Raw genomic sequence first — 24,260 nt, forward strand, 5'->3', positions numbered from 1 at the left:
ATGACGCCACCGACACGGATCAAGCGGTGTTCGTAGGCGTAGATCACCCCGCCTGTACCCGGTCGCGCAGCCCCAGCTCGGCCAGGATGCGTCCGACGTGTGTCTTCACCGGAGCGCAGTACCCCGAGCAGGCCTCGCGTGTCGGTGAGTGCCTGGAGTGGGCGATGACGTCGTGCATCTCCCTCGGCACACGCGCCCGTTCGCTCAGCACGGCGCTGCGCGCCCGGTCCCCCGGCGGGCGCACCAGACCGCGGGCGTGACCGCGGCCATCGCGCCGACGGCCGGGGCGACGAGCCGGGACCGGTCTCCGCCGTGGACCGTGTACGCGTACAGCGCGATCGGGAACACCAGCGGCGCGGGAAGCGGGGGCAGCCCTCGGGTTCCGGCGAGTTGCACGGTTCCCGCCGCGGTGGCCACGGCGGACGACAGCGTCGGCGCGACGTGCCGCCAGGCCAGGGCGGCATGTCCGATGAGCACCGCGAACGGCAGCAGGCGCGCAGGCCGCGTATGCCGGCCACGCTGCCTGCCACGCCTCCGCGCCGGCCGTACGACCGCACCTGTCGCAGCCGGGCCCCGTCACGCGTTGGTACGCCCGTACGGTCCTGGCAAGCGCCACGGTCGCGACGAACGCCGCCGCTCGGGTGAGGAAGCCGGGCCAGTCGACCTGCGCGAAGGCGCCGGCAGGGATCCCGGTGGCCCGGAAGAAGGCGCGGAGCCCCGTCGAAGACGACGCCGACCGCGGCCCACAGCAGCACGGACGCGATCCAGCCCACGGCCACCACCGGCCGCCGCCTCCCCGCTCCACGCGAGAGGGCGAGCGCCGCGCCCGGTCCGAGTAAGCCGGCGGCACAGGGCGCCCAACCCGGGACGATGCCCAGGGACGTGATGTAGTCCCGCCCACCGGGAAGGTACGGCTGGACGGCCCAGGCCGCGAGAGTGGCGGCGGCGCCCAGGGCACTCACCCCGGAATTCTCAGCCCTCGGCGGCAGGTGCGCCCGGTAGGTCGCGGAGCCCGCGCAGGGGCCCCACCAGGAGGAATCCGCCGGCGGCCACCAGCGCGGCCGTGACGGCCCACATCGTGGAGCGGGCGCCGAAGAGGGAGGCGAGGGAGCCGCCCAGGAGGGCACCGAGCGGGATGGTGCTGTAGTTGAGGAACAGGGTGGTCGCGGTGACGCGCCCCAGCAGCGCGGGCGGGCAGTACGCCTGCCGGAAGCTGACGGTGATGACGTTGCAGGCCACGAGCCCCGCGAGCATCACGGTCGTGCCGAGCACGAAGAACGCCAGCCTCGGCCCGGGACCGGCGAGCGCGGCGAGGAGCCCGAAGGGCGAGGCGGCGAACTGGATGGCCAGCAGGGCGCGTGCCGTGCCCAGGCGCCGGGCGAGCCGGCCGGCCACGAGGCCGCCGAGCACCCCGCCGAGCCCGCCGCAGGAGACGAGCCAGCCGAGCGTGTCGGAGTCGACGCCGACGGTCCGCACGAGGAACACGATCTGGACGGCCTGGAAGCCGGCCATCGCCAGGTTGACCGCCGCGCCGAACGCGGTGACGGCCCGGACCCACGGGTCACCGACGACGAAGCGCAGGCCGTCGGAGATCTCGCGGCTCAGCCGCCGCCGGGGCGGCGGGGCGGGGCGCGGTCCGTCGGGACGGATGGCCAGGAGGCAGAACGAGGACACCACGAAGGAGGCCGCGTCGAGCAGCAGGCCCGGCACGCTGCCCACGCTCTGGGCGATCAGCCCGCCGAGACCGGGGCCCGCCACCCTGGCGGCCTGATCCCCGGCCTGAAGTTGCGCGTTGCGGTCCATCAGGTCGGCCTTGCGGACCAGTTGGGGCAGATAGGCCGAATAGGCGGTGGAAAAGAAGACGGAGGCGGTACCGGAGATCAGGGCGGCCGCGAGGAGATGGCCGATGGTCAGGAATCCCAGCCACCAGGAGGCCGGAACGCTCACGAACACCGCCGCGGAGACCGCGTTGCACACGAGCATCACCCGGCGCGGCGGGAGACGGTCGACCCACGCACCGGCAGGCAGGCCGAGGACCAGCCACGGCAGCCACGGCGCGGCGGTGAGCACACCCAGCACGAACGGCGAGGCCTGGAGTGTGGTGACGGCCACGAGCGGCAGCAGGACGGACGTCACGCTGGTGCCCAGCTTGCTGGTGGTCTCGCCGACGAGCAGCAATCGGAAGTTGCGGCGGGAGTCTCGACCCCGGCCTTTCACGGACTGCGTGGCAGTCGGCACAGCGGATTCCAGAACGGCCTCCGGACTTCGATAGCGCGACGAATTCCTGGCGCGCCACAGAGTACGTGCGGTGGACGGGAGTTCGGGCTGGATCGTACAAGTTCATCGTCCTGGAAACCAGGGTGGCCATTTCCCGCCGGTGCCGCTTAGGCTCTGCCGCGTCCATTGCCAACGAACCATGCCTCGTGGGAGGGTCGAGCCCGGATGATCAATCCGTTCGCGAATGAATCCGGTCAATTCCTGGTCCTCGCAAATGGCGAGAACCAGCACTCCCTCCGGCCCTTGGAATTCGCTATTCCGGCCGGGTGGAGCACGGCATTCGGACCGGACCTGCGGGCCGCGCGTCCGGACCGCGCGGCGGACACCTGGACCGACATGCGGCCGGCGAGCCTGCGCGCCGCGATGGCCACGGCGCCGCGCTAGCGACGGCCCCTCCGAGACGCCGCGCCTCGCTCCCGTCATCTCCCTCGTCGCCCGCACCGGCACCGTCCCCTTTCCCCTGCAAGGAGCTGTCCGTGGTCACCAGCGCGATCGACCTCCTCACGCGCTTTCTGCGGGAGGCAGCCCGGCACCCCGAGCGTGCCGCCGTGGTGACGCCGTCGGAGTCGGTGACGTTCGGCGAACTCGGCGAACGCGTCGAGCGGACCGCACGGTCGCTGAGCGCGGCGGGCGCGGAGCCCGGTACGACCGTCGCCCTGAATCTCCCCCGCGGTGTCGACCTGGTGACGGCGATGCTCGCGGTGTGGCGGGCCGGCGCGGCGTACGTCTCGCTCGACCCCGCCCATCCGGCGCACCGGCGGCGCCTGTCAGCCGAGAACGCCGGGGCGCGTCTGGTGGTCACCGCGGGGCCGGACGATACCGACTGGCCGGAGGGCATGCGCCGCCTCGATATCGCCGCCGGCCTCGATATCGCCGCCGGCCTCGGCCTCGCCGCCGGCCTCGATCTCGCCTCCCGCCTCGAAATCCCTTCCGGCATCGACCCGTTATCGTCGGGCGCTCCGGCCCCGGCGCGGGCGGTATGGCATGCGGGCCCCGACTTCGGCGCCTCGGTACGCCAGTGGGTCCGGATCTGCCGCGGTGACACCCTGCTCCTTCCGACCGACGAACTACGCGCCGACCCAGGGCTGTTCGCCCGGTTCCTCAAGGCGTACGGGGCCACCGACCTCGACGGCGTGGACGCCCCGGCACGGCCGCTGCTCGACCTCTTCGAGGAGCGCGCCGGGACCGCCCCGGACGCCACCGCCGTGGTGTTCGGGAAGGACGAGGTCTCGTACGCGGAGCTCGACGCCCGCGCGAACCGGCTGGCCCATGTGCTGGCCGCGCGGGGCGCGGGGCCGGAGACGGTGGTCGCCTCGGTACTCGACCGCTCGGTGGAACTGGTCGTCGCGGTCCTGGCGGTGATGAAGGCCGGGGCCGCCCATCTTCCCGTGGACCCCGGCTACCCGCAGGAGCGCATCGCCCACATCCTGGGCGACGCGGCCCCGGCACTGCTCCTCGCGGATTCCGGCACGGCCCTCCGGGCCGGCACCGCGGTACCCCGTACCGACATGGACGATCCGGAGACCGCCGCGGCGCTGCGGCGCGCTCCGGCGTCCGGCCCGCCGGCCGGCGCCCGGCGCGCGGAGGGCGACCTGCCCGCGTACGTCATCTACACCTCCGGGTCCACCGGCCTGCCGAAGGGCGTGGTCGTCACCCGCTCCGGTCTCGCCAACCTGACCGCCCACCAGCGCGGCAGCCTCGCGGTGGACGCCGAGAGCCGCGTCCTGCAGTTCGCCTCGCCCAGCTTCGACGCGTTCTTCTGGGAACTGGCGATGGCCCTGTCGGCGGGGGCCGCGCTCGTCCTGGCGCCCGCCCTCAGCCTGCTGCCCGGGCCCGGCCTGCGCCGTCTCGCCGACGAACAGCGGGTCACCCACGCGACCCTGCCCCCGTCGGTGCTGCGCGTCCTGCCGTCCGACGCCCTCCCCCGCGTACGCGTCCTCGTCGCCGCCGGCGAGGCCCTGGACGCGGACCAGCAGCGGCGCTGGGCTCCCGGCCGGACCCTGATCAACGCGTACGGACCGACGGAGGCCACGGTCTGCGTCACCATGAGCCGACCCCTCGCGGCGAGCGCCGACCCACCCCCGATCGGCGACGCCATCCGGGGCACGCGCCTGTACGTCCTCGACGCCGCCCTGCGGCCGGTGCCCTCCGGAGAGGTGGGCGAGCTGTACGTCGCCGGGACTGGCCTGGCCCGCGGCTACCTGGACCGGCCCGGTCTGACGGCGCAGCGCTTCGTCGCGGACCCGTACGGTCCGGCCGGGACGCGGATGTACCGCACCGGCGACCTGGCCCGCCGGCGGACGTCAGGCGAACTGGAGTTCGCCGGTCGTACGGACGACCAGGTCAAGGTACGCGGGCACCGGATCGAACCGGGCGAGGTCGAGGCGCGGCTCGCCGGCCACCCCGGGGTGTCCGCCGCCGCGGTGACCGTGCACGAGGACCAGGACGGCGACCGGAGGCTCGTCGCCTACGTCCGCCGCGAGCCGACCGCGTCGGCAAGCGCTGGCCGTGCGAGCGACGCGGCCCGCGTGGCCGACTGGCGGCGCGTCCTCGACGCCGTGCCGGCCGACGATCGACCGCCGGCCTTCGGCGAGGACTTCACCGGGTGGAACAGCGGATACGACGGCAGCGCGCTGCCCCTGGACCAGCTGCGGGAGTGGCGCGACGAGACCGTACGGAGCATCCGCGCCCTGCGGCCCCGGCGCATTCTGGAACTCGGCGTGGGCAGCGGTCTGTTGCTGTCCCGTCTCGCCCCCGAGGCGGAGGCCTACTGGGGACTCGACCTCGCGCCGCGGGTGATCGAGCGGCTGCGACGGCAGGTGGACGAGCGACCGGACCTGGCCGGGCGGGTGGTCCTGCACAGCCGGCCGGCCGACGACCACGAGGGCGTCCCGCGCGGATACTTCGACGTGGTCGTCCTCAACTCCGTCGCCCAGTACTTCCCCAGCGGCCGCCATCTCGCGCGGGTGCTGGAGCTCGCGGCGGCCGCCCTGGCGCCCGGCGGGTCGGTGTTCGTCGGCGACGTCCGGCACCTGGGCCTCATGGAGTCCTTCCACAGCGCGGTAGCGGCCCGTTCGGCGGGCGCCGTACCGGGAAGCGGGGAGTATCGCCGGGCCGTGGCGCGCGGCATGGCCGCGGAGCCGGAGCTGCTGGTGGATCCGGAGTTCTTCCGGTCGCTGACGGTCGCGGCCGAGGGTTCCGGGCCGCTCTTCGCGACCTGCGACGTACGGCTGAAGCGGGGAACCCATCACAACGAACTGACCCGCTACCGCTACGACGTCGTCCTGCGCCGCAACCGCGACGCGCCGTCGTCAGCCGCCGGCGCGGTGACGGAGCTGCTGTGGGGCGCGGACGTCCGTACGCTCGCCGACGTCGCCGAGGTCCTGCGGGACCGCGCGCCGGACTCCGTACCCGTCCGCGTCGCCGGCGTGCCCAACGCGCGCCTCGCCGAGGATCTGCGCGCGTCGGGCGGGTCACCGGGCCCCGGTCCGGACCCGGAGGACCTCGCGCGGCTCGGCGAACGGCTGGGGTACCGCGCCGTGGTGCGCTGGTCCGCGAAGGCGGGGCCCGACCACGTCGACGCCGAGTTCTCCTCCGGGGAGCTGGACGTCCCGCCGGAGACCGGGACCGGCCCGGCGGTGGATCCCGAGCGCCATGTCAACGTGCCCTTCGCGGCGTCCGACGACACGGAGCTCATCGCATCGGTCGGCGCATGGGCGGCCGCGTACCTCCCCGTGTACATGGTGCCGTCCTCGATCGTCGTCCTCGACGAGTTGCCGCTCACCCCGCACGGCAAGCTCGACCGGGCGGCCCTGACCGCCTTGCCCGCCTCGCGCGGCGCCCGGCGCGGGGCCGGCCGTCGACCGCGGACCCCGCAGGAGGCGGCGCTGTGCCGGATGTACGCGGAGGTCCTCGGGCTCGCCACTGCGGAAGAGGCGAACGGGGTGGACGCGGCGAGCGAGGCGGACACGGCGTACGTCGTGGGGATCGACGACAACTTCTTCGCGCTCGGCGGCCATTCGCTGCTCGTCACCCGGCTGGTGAGCCGTGTCCGCGCCGAGCTCGGGGTGGAGGTCCAGGTCCGTACGGTCTACGACGCGCCCACGGTGGCCGACCTCGCGTCCCGGCTCACGGGAACCCGCACGGCACGACCGGCCATGCGGAGGATGCCGCGCCCCGGCTGACGGCGGCACGGGCCCGCGACACCGACCGACTCACACACGCCAAGGGTCACCGAAGGATTCCCGATGGACTTCAGCCTCTTCTACTTCGCCGACGACAGCACCCCGGAGGGCGAGGCCGGACGGTACGAACTCCTCCTGGAAGGCGCCCGCTTCGCCGACCGGAACGGCTTCCGCGCGGTGTGGACGCCCGAACGGCACTTCCATCCCTTCGGCGGGCTCTACCCGAACCCGTCCGTGGTGGGCGCCGCCCTGGCGATGATCACGAGCACCGTCGCCATCCGCGCCGGGAGTGTCGTCGCGCCCCTCCACCATCCGCTGAGGATCGCCGAGGAGTGGTCGGTGGTGGACAACCTCTCCGGCGGGCGGGTCGGGGTGTCCCTCGCCTCCGGCTGGCACCCGGTGGACTTCGCGCTGAGCACGGTGCCGTACGAGGACCGCAAACGCGTGCTGGCCGACAGCATCGAGCGACTCCGCGGGCTGTGGCGCGGCGACGGCCACGAGGTCGTGGACGGCAACGGCGCCCCCGCGACCGTACGGATCTTCCCGCCACCGGTGCAGCGGGAGCTGCCGCTCTGGGTGACCAGCGCCGGCGACGCGCACACCTTCCGTACGGCGGCGTCGGCGCGGGCCGGTGTCCTCACGCATCTGCTGCACCAGGACGTCGACGAACTCGCCGCGAAGATCGCCGCGTACCGGCGGACGGCGCGTGAGACGCACGACGGCTGGGAGGGGCATGTCGTCCTGATGCTGCACACCTTCCTCGGCACCGACCGTGAGGAGGTGCGCGCCACCGTCGAAGGACCGCTGCGTGCCTACCTCAGGAGCTCGGTCCATCTCCTCGCCCGCTCGTTCGGCGCCCTCGACCCGGACTTCGACATCGACGCGCTGGAGGACGAGGACCTCGACTTCCTCGTCGACCAGTCCCTCGACACGTACGTCGAGCAGCGGGGGCTGTTCGGGACGGTGGAGGAGGCGGCGGCGACGGTCGAGCGGCTGCGCGGCATCGGCGTGGACGAGATCGCCTGCCTGATCGACTTCGGCATCGACACCAAGACGGTCCTGGACGGGCTGCGCCATCTGAACGTCCTCCGCGAAGCATCCGAAGCGAACTGATCCGAGAGACCCGAGAGACCCGAGAGGCCGAGACCACCGTGATCCCTCTGTCGTTTTCGCAGCTGCGGTTCTGGTTCCAGAGAGAGATGGACCGCTCCGGCGAATCGCCCAACGCCTCGATGGCGCTTCGGCTGACGGGCCCGCTGGACCGGGCGGCGATGCGAGACGCGCTGCGGGACGTGGTGACGAGGCACGAGATCCTGCGCACCGTCTTCCCGGTCACCGACGGAGTGCCCGGGCAGCGGATCCTGGAGGCGGTGACGGTCGAGCTGCCCGTACGACAGGTCCTGGACAAGGACGTCGAGGCCGCGGTGACCGATGCGGCCGAGCACTTCTTCGACCTGGAGCGCGACATCCCGCTGCGGGCCGTCCTGCTCGACGTCGGCTCGCACGACCACCACGTGCTGGCGATCACCGTGCACCACATCGCCTTCGACGGCTGGTCCGTCGCACCGTTCCTCCGCGAGCTGTCGTACGCCTACACCGCGCGCCTCGACGGTGGACCTCCCGCCTGGGACGAACTTCCTTTCCAGTACGCGGATTTCGCCCTGTGGCAGCGCAAGGAGCTCGGCGCGCCCGACGACCCCGGCAGCCTCTTCGCCGAGCAACTGGCCCACTGGACCAGCGCCCTCGCCGACGCGCCGGCCGAACTCCCCCTGCCCACCGACCGACCACGCCCCGCCGCCGCCACGCACCGGGCCGGCACGATCCCCTTCCACCTGCCGCCCGACAGCTTCCGGCGTCTCTCCAGCCTCGCCCTCCGGCACGGCGCCGGCACCTTCATGGTCCTCCACGCGGCGCTCGCGGGGCTCCTCCGGCGGCTCGGCGCCGGCACCGACATCCTGGTCGGCAGCCCGGTCGCCGGCCGCACCGACGTCGGCCTCGACGACCTCGTCGGCTGCTTCGTCAACACCGTCGTCATCCGCACCGACACCTCCGGCGACCCCGACTTCCACGACCTGCTCCAGCAGGCCCGGGCGGGGGTCACGGCCGCGCTCGACCACCAGGACGTGCCCTTCGAGCAGGTCGTGGAGGCCGTCAACCCGGCGCGGTCGGCGGCCCGGCACCCGCTCTTCCAGGTCATGCTCAGCCTGCAGAACAACGCGGGCGCCGCCGCGCACCTCCCCCACCTCGACACCCGCCTGCTGGACCCCGGCCGCCATCGAACGGTCGCCTTCGACCTGCTCCTCGACGTCACCGAGACCGACGGGGGACTCGACGGGTACCTCGTCTACGCCCGCGACCTCTTCGACCACGACACCGCCGAGCGTCTGGTCCGCTGCTTCACGGCCTTCCTGGCCCAGGCGGTCGCCGCGCCGGAGCGGCGCATCGGCCGGCTGGAGATCCTCGACCCCGCCGAGCGCCGGACGACGTTGGAGACCTGGAACGGCCCGGACACGGCGCTGCCAGCCGACTCCGTGCCGGAGCTGCTCCGGCGGCGCGCGGCCACCGCGCCCGATGACACCGCGGTGATCTGCGGCGCGTCCCGGCTCACCTACGCGGGGCTCGAGGCCCGATCCGACCGCCTCGCCCGGCGACTGCGCGGGCAGGGGGCGGGGCCGGAAGGGCTGGTCGCCGTGGCCATGAACCGCTCGGCCGACCTGGTCGTCGCCCTGCTCGCCGTACTGAAGACGGGGGCCGCCTACCTCCCCCTGGACCCACGGAACCCGGTGGAGCGGCAGCGCGCCATCCTGGAGGAGGCGCGGCCCTGCCTGCTCCTCGCGGACGCGTCCACGAAGCAGCGGGCCGAGGACCTCATCGGCGCGCCGCTCGGCGCGCCGCTCGGCGTGCCGCTGGTCCTGGTCGAGGACGCCGATCGGACCGACCTCGGTCCGACCGACGTCGAACCGGCCGGTCTCGATCCGGACGCGGTCGGGTGGCCGGACATCACCGGCGACCGGGCCGCGTACGCGATGTACACGTCCGGCTCCACCGGCCGCCCCAAGGGCGTCCTGGTGACCCATCGGAACATCGTCGCTCTCGCCGCCGATCCCTGCTGGGCGGCGGACGGCGGCCACGCGCGGGTGCTCGCCCACTCGCCGCACTCCTTCGACGCCTCGACCTACGAGCTGTGGGTGCCGCTGCTCGGCGGCGGCACGGTGGTGATGGTGCCGGCCGGCGACTCCTCGCCGCAGGCGCTGGAGCGGGCTGTGGCCGAGGGGGGCGCGACGAGCGCGTTCCTCACCACCGCGCTCTTCAACCTGCTTATGGCGGAGAGAAGTTCACTCTTCGGCCGGCTCCGGCACGTCTGGACGGGCGGCGAGCAGCCGTCGGGCGGGGCCGTGCGGCAGATGCTGACGGACTTCCCCGGCGCCGTGCTGACCCATGTCTACGGACCGACCGAGAACACGACGTTCACCACGTTCAGGAGCCTGGACCCGGCCCGGGACGGGGACGGCGGCAAACCGCCGATCGGCCGGCCCATGGCGAACACGCGGGTGTACGTACTGGACGAGTGGCTCCGGCCGGTGCCCGTGGGGGTGCCGGGCGAGCTGTACGTCGCGGGCGCCGGACTGGCCCGCGGCTACCTCGGCCGCCCGGGACTCACGGCGGGGCGCTTCGTCGCCGACCCCTACGGCGCGCCCGGCACCCGCATGTACCGCACGGGTGACGTCGTCCGGTGGACCGCCGGCGGCGAGCTCGACTTCCTCGCCCGCGTCGACGACCAGGTCAAGATACGCGGCTTCCGCATCGAACCCCGCGAGATCGAGGCCGTCCTGGAGCGCCACCCGGCCGTCGGCCGCGCCGCCGTCCTCGTACGGGAGGACGGACCCGGGGAGCGCGGCCTCGTCGCCTACGTCGTCCCCGCCCCGCACTTCGACGGCGATCCCGCCCCGGAACTCGCCGAGCACGCCGGGCGGGCCCTGCCCGACTACATGGTCCCCGCCGTCGTCGTGCTTCCCGACGGGCTTCCCCTCACGCCCAACGGCAAGCTCGACCGGGCGGCTCTGCCCGCCCCCGGGAAGGGCCCGGGCTCCCGCGTGCCCCGCCCGCCCCGCACGCCCGCCGAGCGGATGCTGTGCGGACTGTTCGCCGAGACCCTCGGGCTGCCGGAGGTCGGTGCGGACGACGACTTCTTCGAGCTCGGCGGCCATTCCCTGCTGGCCATCCGGCTGGTGAACCGGCTGCGCGAGGAGCTGGACGACGGGATCGGGATGCGGACGGTCTTCGAGTCGCCCACGCCCGCCGGACTCGCCCGGCTCGCCGGGCTCGCCGAGAAGGTCGGGCTCGCCGAGCAGGTCGGCGCCACGGGTGCTGCCGGCCGTGGGCCGCTGCGGCCCCGGCCGCGCGGGGACGTACTGCCTCCGTCGTTCTCCCAGCTGCGGTTCTGGCTCCAGGGCGAGCTGGCGGAGGGCGCCGCCTCGCACACCGTCACCACCGCGCTGCGGCTGACGGGTCCCCTGGACACGGCGGCGCTGTCGGCGGCGCTGCGGGACGTGGTGGAACGGCACGAGAGCCTCCGCACCGTGTTCCCGCTCACCGACGGGGTTCCCCGTCAACTGGTCCTGGAGTCGGTGGAGTTCGACCTGCCTGTACGGGAGGTGGCACCGCGCGACGTCGAAGCGGCGGTGGCCGCGGCGTCGGTGTACGACGTCGACCTGGCGCGGGAGGCACCGGTGCGGGCCGCGCTCTTCGCCTGCGCCCCCGAGGAGCACGTCCTCGCGGTCACGATCCACCACATCGCCTTCGACGGCTGGTCCGCCGCCCCCTTCCTCCGCGACCTCTCCTCGGCCTACGCCGCCCGACTGCGGGGGCAGGCCCCCGACTTCCCCGAACTGCCCGTGCAATACGCCGACTTCACGCTGTGGCAGCGTGAGGCGCTCGGGGAACCCGGCGACCCCGATAGCCTCTTCACCCGGCAACTCGCCCACTGGACCGGCACCCTGGCCGAGGCTCCCGACGAGATCCCGCTGCCCGCCGACCGGCCACGCCCCGCCGCCGCCACCCATCACGCCGGGACGGTGCCGTTCCGGCTCGCCCCGGAGGTCCACGCGCGCCTCGCCGCCCTGGCGCGGAAGCACGGCGCGAGCGTGTTCATGGCACTGCACGCCGGCCTGGCGGGCCTGTTGCGGCAACTCGGCGCTGGGACGGACATCCTCGTCGGCAGCCCGGTCGCCGGGCGCACCGACAGCGGTCTCGACGACCTGGTCGGCTGCTTCGTGAACACCGTGGTGGTACGGACCGACGTGTCCGGCGATCCGGACTTCGGCGACCTGCTCGACCGCGTCCGCACCGAGGTCCTCGCCGCGCTGGAGAACCAGGACGTGCCCTTCGAGCAGGTCGTGGACGCCGTCCACCCGGTGCGGTCGGCAGCCCGGCACCCGCTCTTCCAGGTGATGCTGAGTCTGCAGAACAACGCGACCGGGGCCGTGGAACTACCCGGCCTCCAGGTCGACATGCTGGACCACGGCCGGCACCCGACCAGCCCCTTCGACCTGCTCTTCGATCTCACCGAGTCCGACGGGGGCCTGGACGGCACCCTCTTCTACGCCCGCGACCTCTTCGACCGCACCACCGCGGAACGGCTCGCCGGGTACTTCACCCACCTCCTCGCCGACGCGGCCGCCCGTCCCACCCTGCCGGTGCGGCAGCTGGACGTCCTGTCCCCCGCCGAGCGGCACACCGTCCTCACGGAGTGGAGCGGTCCGGCGGCCGGTTCGGCGCCGCCGACCGGTTCGGTGCCACAGTGGTTCCGCGATCAGGCCACGAGGACACCCGACGCGGTGGCCGTGCTCCACGGGGCCGGCCGGATCACGTACGGGGAGCTCGACGCGCGGGTCGACCGGCTGGCCGGGCGTCTGCGGCAGCTCGGCGCCGGCCCGGAGCGGCTGATCGCCGTGGCCATGGACCGTACTCCTGAGCTCCTGGTCGCGCTCCTCGCCGTGCACCGGACCGGTGCCCCGTACCTCCCGGTCGATCCGCACCACCCCAAGGACCGGGTGCTGACGGTGCTGTCCGAGGCCGCGCCGCTCCTGGTGCTCTCGGACCGCGCCACCCGCGACGCGCTCGGCACCGACGACTGGCTCACCCTGGACGACCCCCGGCTCACCGGGGCCCTTTCCGAAAGCCCCAGCCCCAGCTCCGGCCCCAGCGAGGCGATCCCGGCCGACGCCACCGCGTACGTCCTCTACACCTCCGGATCGACGGGCCGGCCGAAGGGGGTCACGGTCACCCATCGCAATCTCGCCCATCTGCTGGCCGCCATGCGCGACCGGCTGCCGCTGGGCCCCACCGACCGCCTGCTCGCCGTGACGACCGTCGCCTTCGACATCGCCCACCTGGAGCTCCTCCTGCCCCTGCTCGGCGGCGCCGCGGTCGTCCTCACCTCGCCCGACGAGGTGCGCGAGCCGCACGCCCTCGGCCGGCTGATCGGACGGCACGGGGTCACCGCCGTCCAGGCGACGCCCTCCCTGTGGTCCGGGCTCGTGGCCGAGATCCCCGACGCGGTCCGGGGGCTGCGCGTCCTCGTCGGCGGCGAGGCCCTGCCGCCCGCCCTGGCCGGCGGTCTCACCGCCCTCGCCGCGGAGGTCACCAACGTGTACGGGCCCACCGAGACGACCATCTGGTCGCTCGCGGCGCCCATCGGCCCGCACAACGCGGAGCACCCGCCGCTCGGCTCCCCGCTGGGCGACACCCGGGTCTACGTCCTGAGCGAGGCGCTGCGGCCGGTGCCCGTCGGAGTGCCGGGCGAGCTGTACATCGGAGGTGCGGGCGTGGCCCGCGGCTACCTCGGCCGCCCCGGGCTGACCGCCGAGCGGTTCGTCGCCGATCCGTACGGTCCGCCCGGCGCCCGCCTGTACCGCACCGGCGACCTGGTCCGGTGGACCTCCGAAGGGGAACTCGCCTTCCTCGGGCGCACCGACGACCAGGTGAAGCTGCGCGGCTTCCGGATCGAGCCCCGCGAGATCGAGGCGGTCCTGGACCGGTACCACGGCGTCACCCACAGCGCCGTGGTGGTGCGCGAGGACCGGCCGGGCGAGCGCCGGCTCGTCGCCTACGTCGTACCCGTCCGGGCCGCCCGCACCGCCGACGACCTCGTCTCCGCACTCGCCGAATGGGCGCGGCAGGCACTGCCGCCGTACATGGTCCCGACCGTCGTCGTGCTTCCCGACGGGCTGCCGCTCACGCCCAACGGAAAGCTCGACCGGTCCGCGCTGCCCGCCCCGCACGGACCCGCCTCCCCCGCCCGCGAGGCCCGGGAGCCGAACACCCCCGCCGAGAAGCTGCTCTGCGAACTGTTCGCCGCCATCCTCGGACGGCCCGACGTCGGCGTCGAGGACGACTTCTTCGACCTCGGCGGCGACAGCATCGTGTCGATCCGGCTGGTGTCCCGCGCCCGCTCACGAGGTCTCGCCATCTCCACGCGGGACGTCTTCCGGTACCGGACCGTCGCCGAACTGGCCGCCCACGCGAAGGTACGGAAGCCCAAGGCCGGCACGGCGACGGAAGCCGCCCCGGCGCCGACGGCCGGCGAGGTGCCGCTCACCCCGATCGTCCACTGGCAGCGCGAGCGGGGCGGCCCCGTCGACGGCTTCCACCAGTCCGTGCTCGTACGGACCCCGGCGGACCTGTCCGTGGAACGGCTGCGGGCGCTGCTCCAGTCACTGCTCGACCGGCACGACGCGCTGCGCATGCGGCTGACGCGCACCCCCGATTGGCGCCTTGAGGTCCTGCCGCGCGGTGCGGTCGACGCGGCCGGCCGCGTCGTACGGATCGACGCGGCCGGCCTCGCCGCGGAGAGGCTCGCGGACCTGGTCCGCGCCGAGACGGACGCGGCGCGGCGACGGCTGGCGCCCGGCGACGGGAACATGCTCCAGGCGGTGTGGTTCGACGCGGGCCCCGGCCTGCCCGGCCGACTGCTCCTGATGATCAACCACCTCGTGGTGGACGGCGTTTCGTGGCGGATCCTCCTGGAGGACCTGAGCACCGGTGCGGCCCCGCGGACGGCGGGGTCGGACTTCACGCCGGTGTCGTTCGCCGACTGGGGACGCCTCCTGGACCGCGAGGCGCGTGGGCGCGCAGCCGAACTCCCCTTCTGGCTGGGGCTCGTCGAGGGAGTGGACGACCTCGTCCAGGGTGCGGTTCTCGTGGCCGGCCGTGACGTCGAGGGCTCGAAGCGCGCTTTCACCCGGGTCCTTCCCGCCGACCGGACGGAGCCGCTCCTGACCCGTGTTCCCGCGCGGCTCGGCGTCGGCGTCAACGCGGTACTGCTCGGCGCGCTGAGCACGGCCGCGGCACAGTGGCGTACACCCCTCGACCCCGGCGGCGCGTCCGACGGCGACGTCGCGCCGTTCCTCGTGGACGTGGAGGGTCACGGCCGCGAGGAGATCGTCGGCGGCCTGGACCTGTCGGCGACCGTGGGCTGGTTCACCAGCATGTTCCCCGTACGGCTGCCTGGGCGGCCGGACGATCCGGACGGCACCGTACGGGCCGTGGACGGCCAGCTCGCCGGCATGCCGGACAAGGGGCTCGGATTCGGTCTGCTGCGCCATCTCCATCCGGAGACCGCGCCCGTGCTCGGGGCGCGGCCCCGGGCGCAGATCCTGTTCAACTACCTGGGCCGGTTCGACCGGCCGGACGAGGCCGACTGGGGCCTGGCGCCGGAGGCCGGCGCGGTCGCCGGAGGCGGCGACCCCGAGATGCCCCTGACCCACCTCCTGGAGGTGTCCGCGGTCGTCCACGACAGCGGGGACCGGCCGGAACTCCACGTCACCTGGGCATATCCGAAGGCCCTGCTGGAGCGGCCCCGGGTGGAGGCTCTCGCCGACGCCTGGTTCGAGGCACTGGAGACCCTGACCGCACGTACCGGAGAACCGGGAGAGACGGCGTGACCGCACCAGATCGCACCCACGAGCACGCCCAGGAACAGGCCTACGAGCACGCCGAGGAACAGGGCCAGGACCAGGCCCACGAGCCGACGCAGAGGCCGGCGCCGCTCCAGCAAGGGCTGTTCTTCCACACGGCGTTCGACACCGACGGCCAGGACATCTACACGACCCAGCTGGGACTGGACTTCGAGGGTCCGGTCGACCCCGTTCTCCTGCGGGAGGTCTGCCAGGTACTCCTGGACCGGCACGACAGCCTGCGTTCGGGGTTCCGTACGGACGCGTCGGGATCGCCCGTACGCTTCGTGCCGTCCCGGGTCCCGCTGGACTGGCGGGCGGCCGACCTCACCGGGACGGCGCCCGGCGCCCGGGAGGCCGAGGCCGCGCGGCTGGTCGAGGAGGAGCGGCGGCGGCGCTTCGACACCGCCCGGCCGCCGCTGGTCCGCTTCCTGTTGATCCGTCTGGAGAGCGCCCGGTGGCGCTTCGTCCTGACGAACCATCACATCATCCTGGACGGCTGGTCCACGTCGATCCTCCTCGACGAGCTGTTCCGCCTGTACGCCGCCGGAGCGGGTGCCGCGGCGCACCTGCTGCCGCCCGCCCCCTCGTACACCTCCTATCTGGACTGGCTCGGGGAGGTGGACCCGGAGTGGTCCCGGGAGGCCTGGGCGGAGGCCCTTTCCGGGATCGAGGGACCGACGCTGGTGGCGCCACGGGCGCAGGGCACGGGCACGGTCGTGCCCGAACGGGTGCAGCGCGCACTGCCCGCCGCGCGCACCGTCGCGCTGACGGACCGGGCGCGGGAGGCGGGGGTCACCCTCGGCACGGTGATGCAGGTGGCCTGGGGGCTGGTGCTGCGGCAGCTGACCGGACAGGGCGACGTGCTGTTCGGGATGACGGTGTCGGGGCGGGCCGCCGACGTCGACGGCGTCGAGACGATGGTCGGGCTGCTCATCAACACCGTTCCGGCGCGGGTGCGGATCGGTCCGCGGGACACGCTGCTCGATCTCCTCGAACGGGTCCAGGACGAGCAGCTCGACCTGTTCGAGCACCACCACGTCGGACTGACGGAGATCCAGCAGCAGGCGGGCTTCGGCGCTCTGTTCGACACCACGACCGTCTTCGACAACTATCCGATGGGCTCGGGCGAGCGCCGTCTCGGCGACGCGCTTCTCGTCGATGTCACCGGGTTCGACGCCACCCACTATCCGCTCTCCCTGATCTGCACCCCCGGCGAGGAGCTGGGCATCCGGATCGACTTCCGGCCCGATCTGCTCGGGCGCGGGACGGTGGAGGGGATCGCCGAGCGGCTCGAACGGATCCTGGAGGCGATCGCCGAGGATCCGCACCGCACGGTCGGCAGCCTGCCGGTCCTCTCGACCGGCGAGCGCCGGCGGGTCCTTGAGGAGTGGAACACCACCGACCACCCGGTGGCACCGGCCACGCTGCCCGCCCTCATCGAGGCGCGAGCCGCGCGGATCCCGCATCTGCCCGCCCTCTCGCACGAGGGGCGGGTCCTCGGCTACGGCTCGCTCAACCGCCGGGCGAATCGTCTGGCGCGCGTGCTGATCGCCGAGGGTGCGGGACCGGAGACGCGGGTGGCCCTGGCGCTGCCGAGGACCGCGGACATGGTCGTCGCCCTGCTCGCCGTACTCAAGACCGGGGCCGCCTACGTGCCGGTCGACGTGCGCTACCCGGCGGACCGGGTGGCGCGGATGCTCGGCGACGCGCGGCCCCGGCTCGCGGTCGTCACCGAGGCGTCCAGGGGCGTGCTGCCGGAGGGGACGGCCGCGCTCGTCCTGGACGATCCCGCCGTGGCGCGGCGCGTCGAGGAGCAGGGAGACGCGGACGTCGTGGACGCGGAGCGGCCGGGCCCGCTCCTCCCCCGGCACCCCGCCTACGTCATCTACACCTCGGGCACCACGGGCGTCCCGAAGGGCGTGGTCGTCGAGCACGCGAACGCCGTCAACTTCGTGGCGATCGTGGAGGACCACTTCGGCGCCGACGGCATGGCGCGGGTCCTGGCGTCCACCTCGCTCAGCTTCGACGTGTCGGTCTTCGAGATCGTGACGACCCTGACGCTCGGCGGCCATCTGGAGCTGGTCGACGACCTGTTCGCCCTGCTCGAACGGGACGGCTGGGAGGGGAGCCTGGTCAGCGGCGTTCCCTCGGCGATGGCGAGCATGCTGGCGGGCGACGCCTTCGAGGTGTCGACCCCGCATGTGGTGCTCGGCGGCGAGGCCGTGCCGCTCGCCCTGCTGCGCGAGCTGCGGGAGCGGGTGCCCGGCTGCGCGGTCACCAACATCTACGGCCCCACCGAGGCGACCACCTACTCGACCTGGTGGCGCAGTGGCGACGAGGACGGCGACGGCGATCCGCCGATCGGCCGCCCGGTGCCCAACGCCCGGGTGTACGTGCTGGATCCGTGGCTCCAGCCGGTCGCGGTGGGGCAGCTGGGCGAGCTGTACATCGCCGGCGCGGGCGTCACCCGCGGCTATCTGAACCGGTCGGCGCTGACTTCGGAGCGTTTCGTGGCCTGCCCGTTCGGTGCGCCCGGCGGCCGGATGTACCGCACGGGCGACCAGGTGCGGTGGCGGGCCGACGGGCAGCTGGAGTATCTGGGCCGGCTCGACGGCCAGGTGAAGATCCGTGGGTTCCGGATCGAACTCGGCGACGTGGAGGCCGCCCTGCTGCGGCACAAGAGCGTGGCGCAGGCCGTCGCGGTCGTACGGGAGGACCGGGCGGGCGACCGCAGGCTGGTCGCGTACGCCGTGGCGGCCGAGCCCGGGACGCCGCTCGACGGCGCGGAGCTGCGGCGTTTCACCCGTGACGCGCTGCCGGACTACATGGTGCCGTCGGCGGTGGTGCAGCTGGAGCGGTTCCCGCTGATGCCGAACGGCAAGCTGGACCGGCGGGCGCTGCCGGCCCCCGCGTACGGCGCCGCCGCCCGCCGGGAGGCGGCCCACGCGCACGAGGAGCCGCTGTGCGCGCTGTTCGCCGAGGTGCTCGGGGTGGACCGGGTCGGCCCGGACGACGGCTTCTTCGATCTGGGCGGGCACTCGCTGCTCGCGACCCGCCTGGTGAGCCGGGTGCGTGCGGTCCTGGGTACCGACCTGTCCGTCCGTGCCCTGTTCGAGGCGCCGACGCCGGCCGCCCTCGCACGCCGGTTCGACGGCGAGGGAGACGGCTCCGGCCTGGACGTGCTGTTGCCGCTGCGGACCAGCGGACGTCTGAGGCCGTTGTTCGCGGTGCACGCGGCGAGCGGCCTCGCCTGGCCGTACGCCCGGCTGCTGCCGCACCTGGATCCGGACGTACCGCTGTACGGGCTGCAGTCACCCAGCCTCACCGATCCGGAGGGCGGCGCGCGCACGCCGGAGGAGCTGGTGCGGGAGTACGCGACGCGGATCCGGGAGGTGCAGCCTGAGGGGCCGTACCGGCTGCTCGGCTGGTCGGTCGGCGGCACCCTGGCCTACGGAGTGGCCGCGGAGCTGGTGACGGCGGGGCACGTCGTGGAGTTCGTGGCCCTGCTCGACTCGTATCCGGCTCCCGAGGAGGGGCTGCCCGACTGGGAGGAGACGCACCGGCACGTGGCCGGGTCGGCCGGGTTCGCCGCGGACGGGACGCCGCCGGAGCAGATCGCGCTGCTCGGGGAGCGGGCGGTGGAGGGCGCGCGGCTCGCGGTGCGGTCGGCGGTGGACGCGCTGCGGACCGCTCCGGCACGGACGCACGGGGTGGACGTGCTCCACTTCCGGGCCGCGTCGGACGCCTCGGACGCCGCCCCGGACGCCTGGCGGGTGTGCGGCGGCGGGCGGCTCTCGACCGTCGACGTGGCGTGCGGCCACTACGAGATGCTGGATCCCGCTCCGCTCACGTCGATCGGCGCGGTGCTGTCGGACCGGGCCACGGAAGGCACGGCGGGGCGATGAGCGGCCCGGCGGACCGGTCGCTCGTCAGAAGTCCCAGCCGTCGTCGGCGGCGGTGCCCTTGACCGGATCGGGAGCGGCGAAGGACTCGCCGACCATGCCCGCGGTCAGGGTGGTGCCGTCGCCGGGGTCGATCAGGATGAACGAGCCCGTGCGGCGCGAGTCGGCGTAGGAGTCGACGGGCAGTCGCTCGGCGGTACGGATCGTGATGCGGCCGATGTCGTTGGCGACGAGGCGACCGGAGTGGGGGTGCAGGGACAGGTCGTCGAGGGTGAGCCGGGAGACGATGTCCGTGACGATGGCCTTGACCGTGCGGGTGCCGTGCTTGAGGAGCACACGGTGCCCGACGGTCAGCGCCTGGTCGGCCACATGGCAGACGGTCGCCTCGATGTCCTGGGTGGTCGCCGGAGCGTCCGTCGTCGGCACGATCAGGTCGCCGCGCGAGACGTCGAGATCGTCTTCGAGGAGGACGGTGACCGACTGCCCGGTCCAGGCCGTGTCGACCCGCCTGCCGAGCAGGTCGATACCGGAGATCCTCGTCGTACGACCGGACGGAAGGATCGTGACCGGCTCGCCGACGTGGAAGGAACCGGCCGCGATCTGGCCGGCGTATCCGCGGTAGTCGGGGTGCTCGGCGGTCTGGGGCCGGATGACGTACTGCACGGGGAGCCGGGCGTTTCGGTGGGTCGGGTCGTGGCTGACCGGGACCGTCTCCACGTGCTCGAGCACCGTGGGGCCGCTGTACCAGTCCATGACCGCCGACGGCTCCACCACGTTGTCCCCGGCCAGGGCCGAGATCGGGATCGCGGTGACCTCGGGGATGCCCAGCCCGCGCGCGTACGCCGTGAACTCCGCCACGATCGCGGCGAACACCGGCTCGCGGTAGCCGACCAGGTCCATCTTGTTGACCGCCAGGACGACCTGCGGAACGCGCAGCAGCGCGGCGATGGCGGCGTGCCGGCGGGTCTGCTCGACGACGCCGTGGCGGGCGTCGACCAGGATCACGGTCAGTTCGGCGGTGGAGGCACCCGTGACCATGTTGCGGGTGTACTGCACGTGCCCGGGGGTGTCGGCCAGGATGAACCGCCGCTTCGGGGTGGCGAAGTAGCGGTAGGCGACATCGATGGTGATGCCCTGTTCCCGTTCGGCGCGCAGACCGTCGGTGAGCAGGGCGAGGTCGGGCGCGTCCTGGCCACGGCCGGCCGATGCGCGCTCCACCGCCTCCATCTGATCGGCCAGCACCGACTTGGAGTCGTGCAGCAGCCGGCCCACCAGGGTGGACTTGCCGTCGTCGACGGAGCCGGCGGTGGCGAACCGCAGAAGGGTGGCGGTCGAAGGTTCCGTGGTCCCGGTGCTGGTCCTGATCCTGGTCCTGGTCCTGGTCATGCTCAGAAGTACCCCTCGCGCTTGCGGTCCTCCATGGAGGACTCGGAGAGCTTGTCGTCGGCGCGCGTCGCGCCCCGCTCGGTCAGGCGGGACAAGGCGATCTCCGCGATCACCTGATCCAGGGTCACCGCGTCGGAGTCGACCGCGCCGGTGCAGGACATGTCACCGACGGTGCGATAGCGGACGAGCCGCTTCTCCACGGTCTCGCCGGCCTTCGGGTCGCCCCACGTCCCCACGGGCAGCCACATCCCGGAGCGCCGGAAGACCTCGCGCTCATGGGCGAAGTAGATCTCCGGCAGCTCGATGCCCTCGCGGGCGATGTACTGCCACACGTCCAGCTCGGTCCAGTCGGACAGCGGGAAGACCCGGACGTGCTCGCCGGGGGCGTGCCGGCCGTTGTAGAGCCGCCACAGCTCGGGGCGCTGGCGGCGCGGGTCCCACTGCGAGAACTGGTCCCGGAGGCTGAACACCCGTTCCTTGGCGCGGGCCTTCTCCTCGTCGCGGCGTCCGCCGCCGAAGACCGCGTCGAACCGCTCCGCCTGGATCTTCTCCGTCAGCGCCAGCGTCTGCAGCGGATTGCGGGTCCCGTCGGGGCGCTCCTTGAGCACGCCACGGTCGATGTAGTCCTGTACGGACGCCACATGGAGACGCAGTCCATGGGCCGCCACCACACGGTCCCGGTACTCCAGGACCTCCGGGAAGTTGTGTCCGGTGTCCACGTGCAGCAGCTCGAACGGCACCGGGGCGGGCGCGAACGCCTTCAGCGCGAGGTGCAGCATGACGATGGAGTCCTTGCCGCCGGAGAAGAGGATCACCGGCCGCTCGAACTCGCCCGCCACCTCGCGGAAGATGTGGACGGCCTCCGACTCCAGCGCGTCCGCGTGGGTCAGGGTGTACGGGTGGTCGGTTCTCTCGGACCGAGTCGTCAGCGTCGTCATGCCAGCCCCTTCTCCCGCAGCAACGCGACAAGTGCCTCCGCCGACTCCGCCTTGCTCTGCTCGTGCGCGGGGATGCGCAGATCCGGTGCGGCCGGCGGCTCGTACGGATCGTCCACCCCGGTGAGGCCGGACATCTCGCCCCTGGCCTGCCTGGCGTACAGACCCTTCACGTCGCGCACGGCGCACACCTCGACCGGCGTCGCCACGTGCACCTCGACGTACGCGGTACCGGCGGCCGCGTGTCGCTGGCGTACCGCCTCGCGGGCGTCCGCGTACGGGGCGATGACCGGTACCAGCACCGTCACACCGTGGGAGGCGAGCAGCTCCGCGACGTAGCCGATGCGGCGCACGTTCACCTCCCGGTCCTGGCGGGAGAAGCCCAGGCCGGCCGTCAGGTGGGCGCGTACTTCGTCGCCGTCCAGGATGTGCACCCGGCGGCCCGCGGACCGCAGTTCGGCGGCGGCGGTCCGGGCGATCGTGGTCTTGCCGGCGCTGGGCAGGCCGGTCAGCCACACCGTCGCGCCGGCGGCGTCGCCGTTCATGAGGCGTCCGAGGAGCGGGGGCCCGCCGGCTCGATCCCGATCTCGATCGCGGTGACGGCTATCAGCTGCCCGGTCGCCGTGTCGCGCAGGGCCATGTCGGCCACCTCGACGTCCGGGGAGCCGGTGCTCCGCCATCTGCGGACGGTGACGGCGAAGACCGTGCCGGGGTCGGCGTTGCCGAAGTAGCCGATCTTCTGGTCGATCACCTTGCGCCGCAGGAACTGTTCGTCCGTGCGTCCCAGCGACCGCCACAGACGCAGCAGCACCGTGTCGAAGACGGCGAAGTACGAGGCGAAGTACATCAGCCCGGCGCCGTTGAGGTCGCGCACGACGTCCAGGGTGTACGCGAAGGTCTCGGGCTGTCCGGCCTCGTGGAATCCCGGTGGCCCGTCGGGGTGGAAGCTCCCGGTGGCCCGGGCCCGGCCCACGAGGGACCGGGGAGAGTAGGCGTTCGGAAGCGGCGCCAGCTCCTGGTAGGTGAAGTCCGGAGGTGTCACCTGAGCGAGGCCCCGGTTGCTGCCCGCGGTGGTGCGGGCGATCCACCGATTGAAGTTCTCCGCGTAGAGGCACTGCGGGTGCGGGTGTTCGTACACCTCCGCCGGGTCCAGCGGGCCGTCCGGCAGCTCCAGACCGGCGGGGGCCAGCCGGTGCAGCGTGATGACCGACTGGGTGCCGAACTGGAAGGCGCGGGAGTCGACCCGGAGTTCGTCGCCGAAGGTGAGGCCGTGGGGGTGGACGACGTCTCCGCCGCGCACATGGAAGTAGTAGAAGGACAGGTAGGCGGGGTCGCCGTCGGCGGTCCGCGCCGCGTGCACGTTGATCCGGCACGACTCGCTCACCACCTCCCAGGTCCAGTCCCCGATGCGGCCGAACACCAGTGAGCCGCCGCTGCACATGCCCGGCGCGACGACGACGTGCCGGGAGACCCCGGCGTCGTGCGGAACCAGCGCACCGGGTGCGGTGCGAAGCGTGGTCATCCTTCCGTCTCCTTTCTCCACTCGTCCGCCGCGGCGAGGAACCGGTCGTTGTCCTCGGCGGAACCGATCGACACGCGGACGCCCACGCCCGGGAACGCCCGTACCGTCACGTCCTTGCTCGCGCACCACGCACCGAAGTCGACCGCGTGCGGGCCGAGTCCCAGCCAGACGAAGTTCGCCTGGCTGTCCGGGATCTCCCAGCCGAGGCCCACCAGGGCGTCACGCACGCGGGTGCGTTCCGCGACGGTGCTGTCGACACGCCGCAGCAGTTGCTCTTCGAGTTCGAGGGCCGCGACCGCCGCGTGCTGGGCGACGGTGTTCACCGCGAAGGGGAGGGATGCCCGGCGCAGCCGTTCGACGACATGGGCGTCCCCCACCAGATAGCCGGTCCGCAGTCCGGCCAGTCCGTACGCCTTCGAGAACGTGCGCAGCACCACCAGGTTCGGATGCTCGGCGCACAGCCGCAGGGCGGTGGGTGCCGCCGGCCCGCGGACGTACTCGTGGTAGGCCTCGTCCACGGCCACCAGGCAGGTCGGCGGTACGGACGCGATGAACTTCCGGAGTTCCTCGTGCCCGACGACCGTGCCCGTCGGATTGTTGGGGTTGCAGACGATCACCAGCCGGGTCCGGGAGGAAATCCGGCTGGTGATCGCCCGCAGATCATGGGTGTCGTCGCTCAGCGGCACCTGTACGGACTCCACGCCGGCCAGGGCCGCGAGCGTGGGGTAGACCTCGAACGACGGCCAGGCGTAGACGGCTTCGGCGCCGGGGTCGGCGACCGCCTGGAACAACGTCTGCAGGAGGGCCACGGATCCGGCGCCGACCGCGACGCGGTCCTCCGCGACCCCGTGGGCCTTGGCTATGGCGCGGATCAGCGCACCGCAGCCGGGGTCCGGGTAGCGGTTCACCGTGGAGCCGGCCCCCGCGATCGCCTCGACGATGCCGGGAAGCGGTGTGTGCGGCGACTCGTTCGCCGACAGCGGGCGAGGTCGCACGGTCGATCCGTGGACGCCTGCGGACGGCTTGTAGGAGGCGACGGTCTCGAGAACCGCACGCAGTGGTGGAGAAGACATGGGACTCCCGATGGAGAGGAC

The 24,260-nt window shown here is 73.3% G+C and carries 12 protein-coding genes; 5 read left to right on the plus strand and 7 right to left on the minus strand.

Annotation, left to right across the window (positions count from 1 at the left end; genetic code table 11):
* Nucleotides 1–204: 204 nt before the first annotated feature.
* Together ACIBG6_RS07945 and ACIBG6_RS07950 are read right to left on the minus strand one after the other, a co-directional pair.
* Nucleotides 205–477: a hypothetical protein gene (locus tag ACIBG6_RS07945; RefSeq protein ID WP_399221703.1), complete on the minus strand. Its 273-nt coding sequence runs from the start codon at nt 475–477 to the stop codon at nt 205–207.
* 495 nt (nt 478–972) lie between these two features.
* Nucleotides 973–2,238 (minus strand): MFS transporter, encoded by a 1,266-nt coding sequence (locus ACIBG6_RS07950; RefSeq protein ID WP_399221704.1) that lies wholly within the window; start codon nt 2,236–2,238, stop codon nt 973–975.
* A gap of 204 nt (nt 2,239–2,442) precedes the next feature.
* Between ACIBG6_RS07950 and ACIBG6_RS07955 the strand changes: the two genes are divergently transcribed.
* The 5 genes from ACIBG6_RS07955 to ACIBG6_RS07975 all read left to right on the plus strand — a co-directional run bounded on the left by ACIBG6_RS07955 (nt 2,443) and on the right by ACIBG6_RS07975 (nt 19,326).
* On the plus strand, nt 2,443–2,661 hold the full coding sequence (locus tag ACIBG6_RS07955) for an MbtH family protein (RefSeq protein WP_399221705.1): 219 nt from the start codon (nt 2,443–2,445) through the stop codon (nt 2,659–2,661).
* 92 nt (nt 2,662–2,753) lie between these two features.
* Nucleotides 2,754–6,461 carry an amino acid adenylation domain-containing protein gene (locus ACIBG6_RS07960; RefSeq protein ID WP_399221706.1) on the plus strand — a complete coding sequence of 1,236 codons (3,708 nt, stop codon included), beginning with the start codon at nt 2,754–2,756 and terminating at the stop codon, nt 6,459–6,461.
* Between the two features lie 63 nt (nt 6,462–6,524).
* On the plus strand, nt 6,525–7,574 hold the full coding sequence (locus tag ACIBG6_RS07965) for a MupA/Atu3671 family FMN-dependent luciferase-like monooxygenase (RefSeq protein WP_399221707.1): 1,050 nt from the start codon (nt 6,525–6,527) through the stop codon (nt 7,572–7,574).
* Between the two features lie 38 nt (nt 7,575–7,612).
* On the plus strand, nt 7,613–15,406 hold the full coding sequence (locus ACIBG6_RS07970; RefSeq protein ID WP_399221708.1) for an amino acid adenylation domain-containing protein: 7,794 nt from the start codon (nt 7,613–7,615) through the stop codon (nt 15,404–15,406).
* Complete coding sequence (locus ACIBG6_RS07975; protein ID WP_399221709.1) at nt 15,403–19,326, plus strand: amino acid adenylation domain-containing protein; 3,924 nt, start codon at nt 15,403–15,405, stop codon at nt 19,324–19,326. The genes ACIBG6_RS07970 and ACIBG6_RS07975 overlap by 4 nt, the downstream gene beginning before the upstream one ends.
* A gap of 24 nt (nt 19,327–19,350) precedes the next feature.
* On the opposite strand, the gene ACIBG6_RS07980 is transcribed toward ACIBG6_RS07975, so the two are convergent.
* Genes ACIBG6_RS07980 through hisC form a run of 5 tightly spaced genes read right to left on the minus strand, consistent with a single transcriptional unit; the run spans nt 19,351 to nt 24,239 of the window.
* Nucleotides 19,351–20,709, minus strand: a complete 1,359-nt coding sequence (locus ACIBG6_RS07980) for a sulfate adenylyltransferase subunit 1 (RefSeq protein WP_399221710.1) — start codon at nt 20,707–20,709, stop codon at nt 19,351–19,353.
* A gap of 2 nt (nt 20,710–20,711) precedes the next feature.
* On the minus strand, nt 20,712–21,647 hold the full coding sequence (cysD, locus tag ACIBG6_RS07985; protein ID WP_399221711.1) for a sulfate adenylyltransferase subunit CysD: 936 nt from the start codon (nt 21,645–21,647) through the stop codon (nt 20,712–20,714).
* Complete coding sequence (cysC, locus tag ACIBG6_RS07990) at nt 21,644–22,189, minus strand: adenylyl-sulfate kinase (RefSeq protein WP_399221712.1); 546 nt, start codon at nt 22,187–22,189, stop codon at nt 21,644–21,646. Before cysC ends, cysD begins: the two co-directional genes overlap by 4 nt.
* Nucleotides 22,186–23,166 (minus strand): LnmK family bifunctional acyltransferase/decarboxylase, encoded by a 981-nt coding sequence (locus ACIBG6_RS07995; protein WP_399221713.1) that lies wholly within the window; start codon nt 23,164–23,166, stop codon nt 22,186–22,188. The genes cysC and ACIBG6_RS07995 overlap by 4 nt, the downstream gene beginning before the upstream one ends.
* Nucleotides 23,163–24,239, minus strand: a complete 1,077-nt coding sequence (gene hisC / locus ACIBG6_RS08000) for a histidinol-phosphate transaminase (RefSeq protein WP_399221714.1) — start codon at nt 24,237–24,239, stop codon at nt 23,163–23,165. The genes ACIBG6_RS07995 and hisC overlap by 4 nt, the downstream gene beginning before the upstream one ends.
* Nucleotides 24,240–24,260: the final 21 nt, after the last annotated feature.

Source organism: Streptomyces sp. NPDC050842, from assembly GCF_044456565.1.
Taxonomy (GTDB): Bacteria; Actinomycetota; Actinomycetes; order Streptomycetales; family Streptomycetaceae; genus Streptomyces.

Excerpts from the sequence above, each read along its gene's own strand:
- ACIBG6_RS07955 (WP_399221705.1), top strand. The coding sequence starts at position 2,443 with ATGATCAATCCGTTCGCGAATGAATCCGGTCAATTCCTGGTCCTCGCA.
- ACIBG6_RS07965 (WP_399221707.1), top strand. The coding sequence starts at position 6,525 with ATGGACTTCAGCCTCTTCTACTTCGCCGACGACAGCACCCCGGAGGGC.
- ACIBG6_RS07980 (WP_399221710.1), bottom strand. The coding sequence starts at position 20,709 with ATGACCAGGACCAGGACCAGGATCAGGACCAGCACCGGGACCACGGAA.
- cysD (WP_399221711.1), bottom strand. The coding sequence starts at position 21,647 with ATGACGACGCTGACGACTCGGTCCGAGAGAACCGACCACCCGTACACC.
- cysC (WP_399221712.1), bottom strand. The coding sequence starts at position 22,189 with ATGAACGGCGACGCCGCCGGCGCGACGGTGTGGCTGACCGGCCTGCCC.
- ACIBG6_RS07995 (WP_399221713.1), bottom strand. The coding sequence starts at position 23,166 with ATGACCACGCTTCGCACCGCACCCGGTGCGCTGGTTCCGCACGACGCC.
- hisC (WP_399221714.1), bottom strand. The coding sequence starts at position 24,239 with ATGTCTTCTCCACCACTGCGTGCGGTTCTCGAGACCGTCGCCTCCTAC.